Source organism: Paraburkholderia sp. SEWSISQ10-3 4, assembly GCF_030464785.1.
Lineage (GTDB): Bacteria > Pseudomonadota > Gammaproteobacteria > Burkholderiales > Burkholderiaceae > Paraburkholderia > Paraburkholderia aspalathi.
The window spans coordinates 1-14671 of the sequence record NZ_JALPRI010000032.1 but is presented as its reverse complement, the minus strand read 5'-3'; the positions used below and the strand labels follow the sequence as shown (position 1 = coordinate 14671).

9 protein-coding genes are annotated in these 14671 nt (G+C 62.5%); 8 read left to right on the top strand and 1 reads right to left on the bottom strand.

What is annotated here, in order from left to right:
* Positions 1-27 precede the first annotated feature (27 nt).
* The 8 genes from M0D68_RS34170 to M0D68_RS34135 all read left to right on the top strand — a co-directional run bounded on the left by M0D68_RS34170 (position 28) and on the right by M0D68_RS34135 (position 12079).
* Entirely contained in the window at positions 28-666 is a 639-nt protein-coding gene (locus M0D68_RS34170; protein WP_266226715.1) for a DUF1175 domain-containing protein, read from the top strand.
* Positions 663-5456: an alpha-2-macroglobulin gene (locus M0D68_RS34165; RefSeq protein ID WP_266226687.1), complete on the top strand. Its 4794-nt coding sequence runs from the start codon at positions 663-665 to the stop codon at positions 5454-5456. The genes M0D68_RS34170 and M0D68_RS34165 overlap by 4 nt, the downstream gene beginning before the upstream one ends.
* Positions 5457-5467: 11 nt before the next feature.
* On the top strand, positions 5468-7288 hold the full coding sequence (locus M0D68_RS34160) for a DUF2300 domain-containing protein (protein ID WP_266226686.1): 1821 nt from the start codon (positions 5468-5470) through the stop codon (positions 7286-7288).
* Positions 7289-7440: 152 nt separating this feature from the next.
* A complete protein-coding gene (locus M0D68_RS34155; RefSeq protein WP_211706667.1) occupies positions 7441-8220 on the top strand; it encodes a YfaP family protein in 780 nt (259 codons plus the stop codon).
* Between the two features lie 22 nt (positions 8221-8242).
* On the top strand, positions 8243-9040 hold the full coding sequence (locus M0D68_RS34150) for a YfaP family protein (RefSeq protein ID WP_200619474.1): 798 nt from the start codon (positions 8243-8245) through the stop codon (positions 9038-9040).
* Positions 9041-9187: 147 nt separating this feature from the next.
* Positions 9188-10294 carry a YjgN family protein gene (locus M0D68_RS34145; protein ID WP_093635145.1) on the top strand — a complete coding sequence of 369 codons (1107 nt, stop codon included), beginning with the start codon at positions 9188-9190 and terminating at the stop codon, positions 10292-10294.
* Positions 10295-10313: 19 nt separating this feature from the next.
* Entirely contained in the window at positions 10314-11330 is a 1017-nt protein-coding gene (locus M0D68_RS34140) for a M48 family metallopeptidase (protein WP_266226685.1), read from the top strand.
* 359 nt (positions 11331-11689) lie between these two features.
* Positions 11690-12079 carry a hypothetical protein gene (locus M0D68_RS34135; RefSeq protein WP_266226684.1) on the top strand — a complete coding sequence of 130 codons (390 nt, stop codon included), beginning with the start codon at positions 11690-11692 and terminating at the stop codon, positions 12077-12079.
* Positions 12080-12141: 62 nt separating this feature from the next.
* Here M0D68_RS34135 and rpoD read toward each other — a convergent pair whose 3' ends face one another.
* The gene (gene rpoD / locus M0D68_RS34130) at positions 12142-14142 is read right to left on the bottom strand and encodes an RNA polymerase sigma factor RpoD (protein ID WP_200575239.1); all 2001 of its coding nucleotides are present in this window, start codon (positions 14140-14142) and stop codon (positions 12142-12144) included.
* Between the last annotated feature and the right edge of the window lie 529 nt (positions 14143-14671).

Genomic DNA, 14671 nt, shown 5'->3' with positions numbered 1-14671 from the left:
CTCGCGCGCGCTGCGTCAGCGCTTGTCATGGCCAGCCTCGCACCGTGTGCGAATGCGCTCACCAGCACAACCGCATCGCCCGACCCCGACGCGCTTTCGCCGCAGCAATCCGCTGCATTTCGCGCGTGGTTCGTGCGCATCGTCGACCAGCAAATGCGCCGTGGCCCGACGCCGCGCTGGACGCAACGCGATTGCGCGGGCCTCGTGCGCTTTGCCGTCGGCGAGACGCTCAAGCCGCACGACACCAAATGGTTGCGCGCGAACGGCATGACCAGTCTCGCGGACACCAGCAGCATGCCGCCCGAGTTGCAGTTATCGGCCTCGCAACGCGGAATCGCGAATCGCTGGACGCAACTCGACGGTTCCACCGGCGCTTACGCATCGGCGATCGCACTGATTCAACGCAATAGCCGTTTTGTTTCGAAGGACGTGAACCAGGCGCTGCCTGGCGATCTGCTGTTCTTCGACCAGGGCGACGACCAGCATCTGATGATCTGGTTGGATCGCTACATCGCTTATCACACAGGCACCGTTACGCCGACCGATACAGGTCTGCGCGCCGTGGCCGTCTCCGATCTGATGCAATGGAAAGATTCCCGCTGGCAGCCGCTCGACGGCAATCCGAATTTCGTTGGCGTGTTTCGTTTGGACTTTCTGACACCATGACCCGAATGAACTCCGTCACTGCGTCGCGCGCCTGGCTCGGCAACCTGAAACGTCGTGCAGGCTTCACCGTGGTCGCGCTCTTCGCGGCGCTGACGCTCGCCATCGCACCAACGGCCTATGCCGACGACGCCGCCTCGAGCAGCGCCGCCGATGCCAACATCGCCGCGAACCCGACGCTGCAAACAGCGCCATCGAGTAATTTCGCGTCGCAGAAGGTCGACGGCCAGCCATTCTTCCTGCTCTCGGATGCGAGCTTCGGCAGCGATCAGTTGGCGCAGGTGCGTCTCGAAGCGCCCGGCCGCGAGTTCAAGGACGCGCTGCAAGCGTACGGCGGTGCGGACATCGTTGTGTATCGCGTACCGAAACCGCTGGACTTTTTGAAGGCGCAGAAGAATCTGCATCGCCTGAACGTCGCGCCGAATTATCAGGGCGAGGGCCTCGCAAATACGCTGGCTTATCTGTGGGACCGCTGGTTCACCGAAGCGCGCCGCGCCTGGCAACGTGTGCTCTCGTTCGCGACGCGTAGCAAGGCAACCGAAGCCCAGCCGCAATTCAAGCTCGGCGAGCAGACCGGCAAGCAGACGCAATTCCAGCAGAACTCGCAGTTCGCACCGCTGAAGGGCTATGACATGGTCGCGCGCTTCCGCTATCCGATCTGGGACGCGAAGGTGATCCAGCCGCCGAAGGGTGTCAATCTCGAAGGCAGCAGCAGTAACTTCATCGAAGCGAGTTCGGGCAACGTGATGATTCCGGTGGGCAAGCTGCCGCCGGGGCTGTATATCGTTGAGGCGGTGATCGGCAACTATCGCGCGCATACCTTGCTGTTCGTATCGGACACGGTTGCGGTCGTGAAAGCGGCATCGAGTGGCATGCTGGTATGGACCACACGGCGCGATAACGGCAAGCCGGTGGCGAATACCGACGTGAACTGGACCGACGGCGTAGGCGTGCTGCAAAGCGGCACCACCGGTAACGACGGCGCACTGGTGCTGCAACACGTTAGCCCCGAGCGCAGCTACGTGCTCGGCACCGATCCGCAAGGCGGCGTGTTCGTTTCGGAGAATTTCTACTACGACAGCGAGATCTACAACACCAAGATCTACGCGGTGACCGATCGTCCGATGTACCGGCCGGGCGACGCAGTGCATGTGAAGTTCATCGGCCGCACGTTCCAGAACGCGACGCAATCCACCGCGCCTGCAGATGCCGATATCAAGCTCGACGTGCTCGATCCGAACGGTGCGCCGGTGGCGACTAGCAAGGTGCATTTCGCTTCCGATACGGGCGCGGATGCGTCCTTCACGCTGCCCGCCGATGCCACCGCCGGCGGCTATGCGCTGCGCTTCGATTACAACGGCGATGTATACGGCAGCGCGTTTCGCGTCGCCGAATATGTGAAGCCGCATTTCGACGTCAACCTGTCGATGGATAAAGCCGACTATGCGACGGGCGAGCAATTGAAGGGCAAGATCCAGTTGCGCTATCCGGACGGCAAGCCGGTGCGCGACAGCAAGGTTTCGGTCACGCTGCGCGCGCAGAAAGTGACGATCGTCGACGGTGAACTGCGCTACGCAGGGTTGTTTCCGGTCAAGCTGGAACAGCAGGAACTCACGACCGATAGCGACGGCAACGCAAGTCTCACGCTGCCCGCTGCAAAAGAACCGAGCCGATATGCGTTGACCCTGTTCGCGCAGGACGGCGCGGCCTACAAGGTGCGTGTGACACGTGAGGTGTTGATCGCGCGCGGCGCGACGCCGTATCGCTTGTCGACGGCCAAATCGTTTTCGCAGCCGAAGGAAGCGGTCAATTTCGATCTGCAAGCGCTTGGCACGATCGATCCGTCTTCGCATGCGCCGGCCAAGTGGGAATGGACGCGCCTTGAATCGCAGACTCATGGCGAAGGTGCAATCAAAGGCGCAACGGCAGGCGGCAAGCTGTCGTTCCCGGTGCAATTCGACGAACCGGGTTCGTACATGCTGTCGGTCAAGGACGATACCGGCAACCTGCTCGCGGCTACAAGTCATTGGGTGGCGGGCGATGGTCTGAAGGCGATTCCGGGCAGCGTCGAGATCGTATTCGATCGCGACAGGTACAAGATCGGCGATACCGCCGAAGCGCTGATTACCTTCCCGATGCCGGTCGACGATGCCCTCCTGACGCTGGAGCGCGACAACGTCGAACATCGCGCGTTGCTCACAGCCGGCGGCGACTGGCTGCAACTGCAACGCGTAGCGCCGTCGCAATGGAAGGCGCGTATCAAGGTCGGTGAAGCATTCGCGCCGAACATGACGTTCTCGGTGCTGTACGTGCATGCGGGCGAATACGTGTTCCAGAATGCAGGCATCGTGGTCGCGCAACCGCAGATCGAATTGAACGTGAAGAGCGACAAGCCGGTGTACGGTCCGGGCGATACGGTCACGCTCAACTTCGACAGCACGCTGAACGGCAAGCCGGAAGCGGCGAATCTGACGGTCAGCGTGGTCGATGAAATGGTCTACGTGCTGCAGCCGGAGATCGCACCGAATATCGTCGACTTTTTCTATCATCCGCGCCGCAACAATGTGCGGACGTCGTCGAGTCTGTCGTTCATTACGTACGATCTTGCGCGCTCGCCGTTGAAGGGTGCACCGGGCGGCCCGCAACGCGCCAACTACAACGAGCGCGGCGTGAAGGTGCTCGAACGGCCGCGTCGTGACGATCAGGACACAGCCGCCTGGGAAGGCACGCTGAAGACCGACGCGAACGGTCACGCCACCATGACCTTCAAGATGCCGGACTCGCTGGCCCGCTGGCGCGTCACCTTGCGCGCGGCGGCGCCGGACGGCATGGTCGGTCAACGTACTGCGTACGTGCGTTCGGACAAGGCGCTGTATCTCAAGTGGAGCGGGCCTTCGCATTTCCGCGTCAACGATCAGCCGGCCATCGACATGATCGCCTTCAATCAGACCGACGCGGATATGGACGCCGAGTGGGTGGTCGACGGCGGCGGTCTCTCGCTGAATCAGAAAGTCACGCTCAAGCGCGGCGCGAACTACCTGCGTTTGCCGACCGGTGCGTTGAAGGCGGGTGTGATCAACGCGAGCCTGCGGCGGGCGGGTAAGGATGTGGATCGCTTGCAGACCACCATCCAGCTCGATGCGAGCGGCTGGCTCGATCTGCATCAGAACACGGTGGCGCTCGACGGCTCGAACAAGCCGCTCAATCTGCCGCAAGATGCGCAGGACGTTAGCGTGCGTTTCATCGGCAGCGCCACGAGCCAATTCGCGCGCGTTGCCGACGATCTGATCAACTATCCGTACGGCTGCGCCGAACAGACGTCGAGCCGCCTGATTCCTTTGGCGCTCGCACACGATGCGATCGGTCGTGGCGATAGCGCCAGTTCCACGCAAGGGCTTGAAGCGCTGTTGCGTAATCAGCGCCAACGTCTGGCGATGCTGGCCGGTGTCGGCGGCACGTTCGGCTGGTGGGGCGACACGACCGGCGGCAGTTCGCTGATCACCGCCTACGCGTATTACGCGGACTGGCTCGCGAGCCGCAGCCTCGGCATTACGCTGCCCGCTGACAACTGGCAGCATGCAATGGACGTCTATCGCGACGCCGGTGCGAAAGAGCCGCTGCTGCATCGCGCGTTGGCGCTGTGGTTCATGCAGCAGATGGGCCTGCCGGTCGCGACGCCGGTGTCGGGTGTTGCGGCGGACTTGCAGAGCGATTCAGCGGTTTCGGCCAATGCTTCGGCCCCTACACGCAACGGCACATATGGCGCGTCGGACAGCATCGTGTTCGCGCAAGCCGATTCGCCGCGCGGCAAGCAGATGGCGACGCTGCTGGTCGCCAACATGGCGCGTAGCACGAGTGCTCAACTGCCGGACGGCTTCGATGCAGCGGCGAGTGCTGCACGCACGGCATTGGCCAACGATCCCGCACCGCTCGTGCAGAGTCTGCTTTATATGACGGGTGGCGATGGTGGTGCGGCGATCGATGCATCGGCCTTGCTCGCGAAGAGCAGCGCCGACTACCCGACGCTCGATCGCGCGTTGACGTTGCTGTGGGTGCGTAAAGCGCTCGGTGGCGACACGGCGCCGGCTTCGCTGCCGTCGCTGCAAGGTGCGGGTTGGACGCGCGCCGCGACGCCGACTGGTACGCCGCTGTGGAAGTGGACCGGCGCCGCTTTGCCGGCCACGCTCGACGCAGGCGGCGCGCGCACCGACGTGAGCGCGCTGGTTTCGTTCCGCAGTCATACGAGCGAGGACAGTCGACTGAACATCACCGTCGAACGTCGTTTCTACAAGCTGGAGCCGCTCGAAGTGAAGGTCGATCCGAAGAAGGCGGGTGGCGCGGAGAGCCAGCTGGGCCGCTCGGCTTTTACCGCGCGCCTGGTCAAGCAGGGCGATGCGATCGACAGCAATGCGCTGTACGTCGACGAAGTCACGCTTACGCCGCGCTCCGGCAATGCGTACCACTACGGTCTGCTCGATGTGCCGCTGCCGCCGGGCGGCGACGTGGAGGCGACCAGCTGGGGTGTGTCGATCGACGGTTTGCCGGGCGAGAAGGAAGGGGTAAGCGGCCCGCAGCCGTTTGCGCGTGCTGCTTCGTATGAGATGGGTGAGCTGGCGTATCACCAGCCGGTGCCTTTGCTCGATCGTCCGGTGACGCTGCGGCAACTGGTGCGCTTTGCGTTGCCGGGTACGTTCGCGTTGCCTCCAGCACGCTACTTCCGCATGTATCAGCCGGACGCCAAGGCGTTCGAAGGCGGCAGGAGCGATCGCATGACGACTCTGCGTATTCAATAAGCGAGATCGCTATGTTCTCCGCTCTTCGGCACTCGCGCGATCGTCTGGCAGCTACGCTGCGGATCGCGCTCGCCGTGGGAGTGGGGTGTGTTTTTAGCGGTGCGGCTGCGGCGATGGCGGCGTCGACTGTGTCACTGCCTGCGGGGGCAAAGTCGTCGTCAACCGCATCGCCAACTTCGCCGTCCGTTGCGTCCTCGGCGCAAATGCTGCGCTTCGCATGGTTGCGCGATGGTCAATCGCAGCTTTGGCAGTTCAACGCCGGCGGCGCTGCAGACGGCCTCGTGCCCCAGTCGGCGCGTCCGTTGCCGGCGACGCTGGAGACGCCGCTCGGCAGCGTGTGGAAGCTGTTCGTCTATGGCTATCTGGTCGATCGCAATATCGCCACGCCGGATTACACCTGCAGCGGCGGCGATCCTGAAGAAGTGTATTGCTGCATGACGGGCGGGCACATCGACCGCGAACATGCGCTGGTGCAATCATGCGGACGCTTTTTCGAGCCCGCACGCCTGCAACTCGATCCCTCTGATTGGCGCAAGTATTGGACGGCCGCGCATGCACCCGCATGGCTGCGCGACCTTCATGCGATGACGCCGACGCACCGCGTGCCCGTGACCGACCTGCTCGCCGCATTGCAGGCGATGCCGGCCAAGCCGCGCGAAGCGGCGGCGAGCACACTGGTGTCGGTGCTGACGAGCGGGCGCGGCGAGGGCACCGTGGCGCTATACGGCAGCCTGCTGCGCGCCAAAACCTGGACGATGCCGGATCCCGCGCGGCCTGGTGCCTCGATCGGCGGCGCAGCAGGCTGGCTTGCCGATGGCACGTCGGTATGGCTCGGCGGCGCCGGCGGCAGCGCGCGCGTGCTGGCGGCCGCCGCGCCGCGCATCGCGCCCTTGCTCACGCAAGTCACCGTGCCGGACGACAACGCGTGCGTGCTGGTCGACTTCTTCAGCCGTTATCCGATTCGTCAGGTGCTCAGCGACAAAGGTTCGGCTGCGGTACCGGACGGCCCATTGCGTGGCGAGTTCCGGATCGGTTTTGTCAATGGCAACTGGGCGCGTGTGGAAAGCCGCGGCGAACTGCGCCTCGATCGCGACGCTGCAGGCGCATCGCAAGTGGTCGGCCGCTTCGGCATGAATGACTACGTCGCGCGAGTGGTCGAGCGCGAGGGTGACACGAGCCAACCGGAAGCGGCAAAGGCGTTGGCAGTAGCGGCGCGATCCTACGTCGTGCAGCACGGCAATCACGATCATGGCTGCTTCCGTATCGATGACAGCAGCAGCACGCAGCGCGTCCTGCCGCGCGTGCCGACCGCCGCCGCGCGTCGCGCCGCGGATCTGACCGACGCGCTGGTGCTCACCGGCGTGCCGGTTCAGTATCACCACGACAAGGCCGCGCCTGGTCAGATGAGCTGGCTCGCCGCGAAAGCGTCCGCGCAAACCGGCCTCACGTTCGACACCATTCTCTCGCGCACCTGGCCGCAAGCGACTTTGACGTCGTTCGAGAGCCCGCTGTCCGGCGATTGCATCCAGGTGGCCGGCGCCCAGCAATGGCTGCAGCGCAACGCGCCGTTGTGGGCGCGGCGTATGGACGGCGCGCCCGGCTACGAAACGCCCGATCTGCCGGCCGTGTGCGCGGTGCGCGAAGGTCGGCCGTATGCCGATGCGCAGCGCAATCGCGTGTACGTGTATCGCCTGCAGACCGAAGAAGACCGTATCGCGCTGGCGCATGAATATATTCACCTTGCGTTCCAGCATCATCCGCGTGGCCTCGATGAAGACTTCGTCGAACGTACCGCGCGCACGCTGATTCGTACCGACAATCCGATCCAATGAACACCGTCTCGCGCTCGCTTTCTGCCGTGTTCCGTGCGCTTCCTGTGATGCGCCGCGTTCGCATTCCTGCGGCCGTTGCTTTGGCACCTCTTGCGCGCGGTGTTCGCGTTCACATGGCAATTGCTGTGGCCGCGGCTGTGCTGGCGGCAGGCATGACGACAAACGTGCAAGCCGCCGGCGCGGACGGTAATGGCGGTGCGCTCGCCGACCTCACCGGCGCATTCGGCGGCTGGCGCCACAGCGGGCTGACGAACGAAGGCGAGCACTTCGTCGCGGCGTATCCCCGGCCGCCGGTCGACCGTGGCGCGCAACGCTATCGCACGCTGATCGAAGGGCGCCTCAAACATATCGACAAACACGCGCGCAAGCCGCCCACACTGGTCGTCAACGGCAATCCAACGCCGCTCTATACCGACGACGAAGGCGCATTCGCGCGCCCGTGGGCATTTGGCGCGGGCTCGAACAGCATCGAGTTGATTTCCGCCGACGGCAAGCAGCGCCAGCGCATGCAGTTCTACGAAGCGGACCGCAGCAAGCCGCAGGCGAAGCTGCGCGCGATCGTCACGTGGGACGATCCGAAAGCGCAGGTGGATCTGCACGTGATTACGCCGGACGGTCTGCACGCGTTCTTCGCCAACCCCACGCTCGAAGACGGCAGCGGATTCGATGTCGATTCGGTGGACGGTGCGGGGCCGGGAATATTTTCGTCGGCGGCGCCCGAGCACGGTACGTGGCTGTTCTTTCTGAACTACTGGGGCAACTTCGATTCGACCGGCTACAACTTCGACGCCGCCGCGCACGAGCGCGACGTGATTACCGCGACGTTGACGCTGGTGTTCAATGAAAACACGCCGAACGAGCGGCGTGAAACGATGGTCGTGCCGCTGCGTAAGATCGGCGACCTGCAGCTCGTGAAAAGCGAGCGACTCTGACAGCGGGATGGGAGCAGTGACGATGAAGGTCAAGACGACGGGGTGGGTGAAGGCCGGCTGGATGATGCTCGTCGTCGCCTGTTTGCAGGCTGCGACGGTGGCGCACGCGAGCGATATCGACTTCGGCGCGCCGTTGAACGGCTGGCGCAACACCAGCGGTGACAGCGAGCGTTATACGCAGGACGTGCATTACCCGGCGGTGTCGGTATCGACGCCGGAAGGGCAGTCGAAATTTGCGCTGATCGAAGGGCAGATCCGTAACACGCCGAAGAAGAAGGGCACCACGGTGGGCACGCTGGTGGTCGACGGCACGCCGTTGCCGCAGCGCGTTGAGGAAGACGGCAAGTTTTCGCGGCCTTACGCGTTTCCGTCCGGCAGCAACAGCGTGGAACTGCGGGCGCCGGATGGCTCGCGCAAACGCGTGCAGTTTTACGACGCCTACAGTGGCAAGACGCAGCCCAAGTTGCGCGTGTTGCTCGCATGGGACACCGACGGCACCGATCTGGACTTGCACGTGGTGTCGCCGGACGGCGCGCACACCTGGTATGGCGATCGCGTTGCGCCGAACGGCGGCGCGCTCGATGTGGATGTGACGACCGGCTACGGGCCGGAGATTTACTCGTCGGCGGCGCCCTTGAAGGGCACGTATCTGGTCTATGTGAATTACTACGGTAGCGGGAACAGCGGCAGCGATATGACCGTCGCGCAGGTGACGATCATCACGAACGAGAACACGCCGAACGAAAAGAGCGAAACCATTCGGGTGCCGATGCGTAAGGCAGGCGAGCTGACGCTCGTGAAAACATTCGTGATGCCGTAAAACAGTTGCTCTCTTGCGGGCCAGATTTCAAATTTTCACGCTGTCGTAGTCAGTTTTGCGAAGGAAAGACCACCCGCCCGCCATGCATACTTGCTTATGCGTACGCGGGCCTCAAAAACGTATATTTGCCAGCCGGGGGAAGAAAAAATGAACTCACTCGACCAGAAGCAACCGCTGTTGAGCTATGACGGCAAGCTTGGAGAGCTGTACGGGATATTCATCAAAAATCTGTTGCTGCAGATCATCACGCTTGGCATTTATCGTTTTTGGGCCACCACGAATAACCGTCGATATATCTGGTCGCGCATGCGTTTTCAAGGTGAGCGATTTGAGTACACCGGGACGGGCGGCGAACTGTTCAAAGGTTTTCTACTGGCGATTGCGATTATCTTTGGCGCGATTGTCGGTGCAGGCATTCTTAGCGCGATTCTGCGCGCCATCACTGGGAGCGCTGCACTGGCTCTCGTGCCGATCATTGTTCTTTACATCGTGATCGCGGTGATCGCAGCAGGGGCGTATTTCAGCGCGCAGCGTTACCGCTTGAGCCGCACCCAATGGTGTGGGATCCGCGGCGGCATGACCGGCTCGTCGTGGGTCTATGGTGCGTACGCATTGCTGTATGGCCTGCTGTGCATCGTCACGCTTGGACAGATGGTGCCGTGGGTGTCCATGCGCCTGGCGGAGCGACGCATCAACGCGAGCAGTTTCGGCAGCCTGCCGTTTCATTTTGAAGGGCGCGCACGTGCGCTGTATGGCGCGTTCGTCGGCACGTTTTTGGGCATCGTCGCGCTGTTCGTCGTGCTCGGGGCAGTTTTCCTCAAGAGCATCATGGCGTTCCTGCCCATCGGGCATGCGCCGCTGAAGGCTCATGATCCCGCCGCGTTCGCCGCATTCGGCTCGATATTCCTGTTCTACGTGCTGTTTATCGTCGGCGCGTTGCTGATCCAGTGCTTCTATCTGGCGCTGGTGACGCGCCATGTCATGGGCAATACGACGCTTGGCGCGCAACTGCGTTTCGGCAGCAGCATTACCGCCGGGCGTCTGCTCGGCATGATGCTGGGCAATCTGGCGATCATCGTTTTTACGCTGGGTCTGGGTTTTCCGATCGTGCTGCATCGCGTGATGCGCTTCGCAGCCGATACGCTGCAGGTGTCCGGTCAACTCGACCCGCAGACGCTCGGTCAAAGCGATCAGCAGCCGCCGCGCACGGGCGAAGGCATGCTGAACCTGCTCGATCATGGCGGCGCGTTCTGACGCGGTTGTGGAGTCTTCAGTGCCGAGCGGTACACGCTATTACGACGGCCATACCGCCGCGCCTCATGTGGCAACGCTGCGCTGGAGCGAGGCGGTTCTGTCGATCGACGGTGTTGAGGGTGAACTGGCGGTTTGGCCGCGTGCGCGGCTGATCGTCGGCGAGCCCGACCCGGAAGGCAGAGTCGCGTTGTCGTGCAAAGGCGAACCGGGCCGCGTGTTGGCCGATGCCTTTGCACTACCTGTGCAGATGACGGCGCCGCGCGGGCAGCGTTGGCATTATCTGGGCTGGGTCACGATCGGCGTGGCGGCACTGGCGCTTGCGTTCGTACTCGTCGTGCGACTGCCTGCAGCTGGCGCGGCGCTTGTGCCGCGCAGCGCGGAAAACCGGCTTGGCGAGATGGTGGAGTCGGTCGTGGTCGGTAAGCATCGGGTGTGCCGCGGCGACGACGGACAACGCGCGCTCGAACAACTCGAAGCGCGCCTCGCTCACGCGGCGGGGATCGCGCAGCCGGTACGCGTGGTGGTCATCGACAGCAAGACGGTCAATGCACTCACGCTACCTGGCGCACGCATGATCATCATGCGCGGGCTGTTCCAGCGCGTCGACAATCCCGATCAACTGGCTGGCGTGATGGCGCACGAGACAGGACATATCGCGCGGCGCGATCCGTTGACCGCTTTGTTTCGCAGCGCCGGCATCACTCTGATCAGCACAACCCTGGGCATCCATCTTGGTTTCGCAGACGTATCGTCACTGGCGGGGCGATTGGTGGGACTATCGTATAGCCGTGACATGGAGTGTCTCGCCGATGCGAACGGCGTTGCCTATCTGCAAGCGAGCGGATTGCGCAGTGATGGGCTCGCGGGATTTTTTGCGTTGACTGAGAAGCGTAATGGCAGCGGTACGATTGGGTTTCTGTCGGATCATCCGCGTACGCTCGACCGGGAAAAGCTGAATCAGGGATCACCTGTCGGCGAAAGTGCATTGACGGCGCAGCAATGGGCGGCGGTTCGGGCAATGTGCGGGAAGCCGTGAGCGATGCGACCTGTCGTGTCGGAAGCGTAGATGTGAAAAGCAATGCGCTCAACGACTTGGGTGACTCTTGCTCAGGATATCCACAGGCTTCTGAACAGTTTCTGTGGACAACAAATCGACCTATGGAATTCGTTCTGTAGAACCGCGTGTTGCGCACGCAGCCGTCGGATACGTTTCGGGCCGGAGCAATGCATCCGACGGAACTTACCGTTTCTTTCCAGTGCTCAAGTTTTGGCGTACCGCCGTCGATAGTTCCTGTAAGCGGTTGTGCGTCGAACCGCCGTGTGCGAGCGTTCTGTTTGCATTGCCACGGCGAACTGGGGCGGCGCATGCGTTGGGCGAAATAAACGGAGGTTGCCATGCAAATCGACAGTGCGCTGTCGTCGACACTGCCGGAATCGGATCGCGCGATGATGAAGAGCCGGTCCGTAACGGACAACGCGGACGACACGGCCACGCAGGCTGTTGCGTCGAATACATCCGAACAGGACGACGCCGTCCACATCTCCGCCGAAGGCGCAGCGACGGCGGCGCAAGAGGGCAATACGATTCAGGACGGTGCGGTAAGTGATTCAGCGGGGGGGAGCGCGTCGACGACCGATACCTCGGCGGTCAAGGCGTTTGCGTACGGTACGTTGGGTCTCGAACGCCCGGATCAGCCTCATGAAGAGCGTAATGCGTTCTACACGGCCGGGCGTTGGCTGGCAGCGGGACTCACCATTGGTGGGATCATCTCGTTGCTTGCTTGAATGGGGAGGGGGAGATGCGCTTGCCGTGCATGGCGCACGACAAGCGCAACGACCGGCTTGGCTTAGCGGTCGAGGAACGACTTCAGACGATCTGCGCGGCTCGGATGCATCAGCTTACGCATGGCCTTGCTTTCGATTTGACGAATCCGCTCGCGCGTGACGTCGAACTGCTTGCCGACTTCTTCGAGCGTGTGGTCCGACTTCGTGTTGATGCCGTAACGCATACGCAGCACCTTCGCTTCGCGCGGCGACAGTGAGTCGAGCGCGTCGTCGATAGCGGCGCGCAAGTCGGCCTGCATCGCTGCGTCGGCCGGCGAGGAAGCTGCCGAATCTTCGATCATGTCGCCGAGCGTTGCGTCGCCGTCGTCACCGACCGGCGTTTCCATCGACACCGGCTGCTTGGCGATCTTCAGAATGCCGCGCACCTTCTCTTCCGACAGTTCCATGCGTTCTGCCAGCACCGACGGATGGGCTTCCTGACCGGTTTGCTGCAGGATCTCGCGCGAAATGCGGTTGAGCTTGTTGATCGTTTCGATCATGTGCACCGGCACGCGAATCGTGCGTGCCTGGTCGGCGAGCGAGCGCGTCACAGCCTGACGAACCCACCACGTTGCATACGTCGAAAACTTCCAGCCGCGGCGGTATTCGAACTTGTCCACCGCCTTCATCAAACCGATGTTGCCTTCCTGAATCAGGTCGAGGAACAGCATGCCGCGGTTGACGTACTTCTTCGCGATCGAGATCACGAGACGCAGATTCGCCTCGATCATCTCGCTCTTGGCCTTGCGCATCTTCGACTCGGCCGCGACCATCTGACGATTGATCTCTTTCAGATGCTTGAGCGGCAGCGAAACGGTTGCTTCGATGTCGATCAGCTTCTGCTGTTCCGACTGGATTGCCGGCAGATGGCGCTCCAGCGCCGCGCCGTACGTCGACGTGCCGCGCGCGGCACGCTCGGTCCAGCCCAGATCGGCTTCATGACCCGAAAACGATTCGATGAACTGCTCGCGCGGCATGCCGCTCTTCGTCACGACGATTTGCAGAATGCGGCGTTCGATTGCACGGACTTGCGCGACCTGGTGTTGCACGTCGCCGCACAAGCGGTCGATGGTGCGTGCCGTGAAGCGGATCTTGGCGAGGTGCTGCTGAATCTCTTCGCGAGCGCGCAGGTAAGCCTTCGAGCTGACGTCGCCGCGCGTGTGCGAGGCGTTCTGCTGGTCGGACAGAATGCCGACTTGCGCGAAGATTTCCAGGCAATCGCTGGTGAGCTGCTTCAGGCGTGCTTCGTCTGCTGCCGAGGAGTCGGCCGGGCCGGCATCGTCGTCGTCTTCGCTATCGCTGTCGTCATCGGTGGCGTCTGCGTCGACGTCGGCTGCTGCGTCCGCGCTCGCGCTTTCTTCTTCCGCCGCAACCGTATCTTCATTCAGACCGTCGACCAGTTCGTCGATGCGCAGTTCGCCGTCCGCAACCTGTTGGGCGCTCGCCAGAATGGCGGAGATCGCGAGCGGGCAAGCGGCAATCGCCTGCACCATTTCGTGAAGACCGTCTTCGATGCGCTTCGCAATCGCGATTTCGCCCGCGCGGGTCAGCAGTTCGGTTGCGCCCATTTCGCGCATGTACATGCGCACGGGGTCGGTCGTACGGCCGAACTCGGAATCGACGGTCGACAGCGCGACTTCGGTTTCCTCGTCTGCCTGATCGTCCGACACCACGGCGGGGGCGTTCGAGTTGAGCAGCAGCGTTTCCGCATCCGGAGCCTGCTCGTAGACCTGCACGCCCATGTCGTTGAAGGCGCTGACGATGCTGTCAATCGCCGCCGTCTGCGCGAAGTTGTCGGGCAGGTGGTCGTTGATCTGCGCGTGGGTCAGGTAGCCTTGCTCCTTGCCCAACTGGATCAGCGCGCGCATCTGGCGCTGGCGTTCTTCAGCTTGTTGCGGCGGCAGTTCGGCCGCTACGGGGATCGCTTTGCCCGCGCCTTTGCCCTTGGCCGTACGGCCAGCGGGCGCCTTGGCGGTGTATCCGGCAGTTTCGTGTTGCGAATCTTCGCGATCAAAAGGGTTCACGTATTCTCCTCTAGAGGCTTCGCTATGAGACGCAAGACGCTACCGTCAGGCGTTTCGAGCATGGCTCAACATCACCTGAGTGACTCAACGCGGTTGTTTGGCTGTGCTCTGGGGAGCAAAAAAGATGAGCCCGCGCGAAGCGGGCCGATAGAAATGTGCGAAATTCGCGCGGCTCGCATTATATACGAGCTTGCGCCTTCGCGCGCATTATGAGCGCACCAATTTGTCATGCGCTCTTGTCGCAGGGTCCCTTCATCGCCTGTCATCCGTAAGTTCAGGTGGGGGCAGAAGGCCGCACTTCAACTGCTCGTCGTGCGCGTATGCAGGCTCTTCACTATAGGCTATGTCGGCCACTCCCGCACGACCGGATGACTTTCCGTCGATCTTGCTTCATATAGTGGGGCGCATGTTTCGGCGTCAAATCGCACTTGGTCAAAAGAAAATTCACAAAAGGGGGTTGACGACCTGTCGGTCGTTCTCCATAATCTCGTTTCTCTGCTGCTGATGCAGCGACGCAGAACGAAGCGGT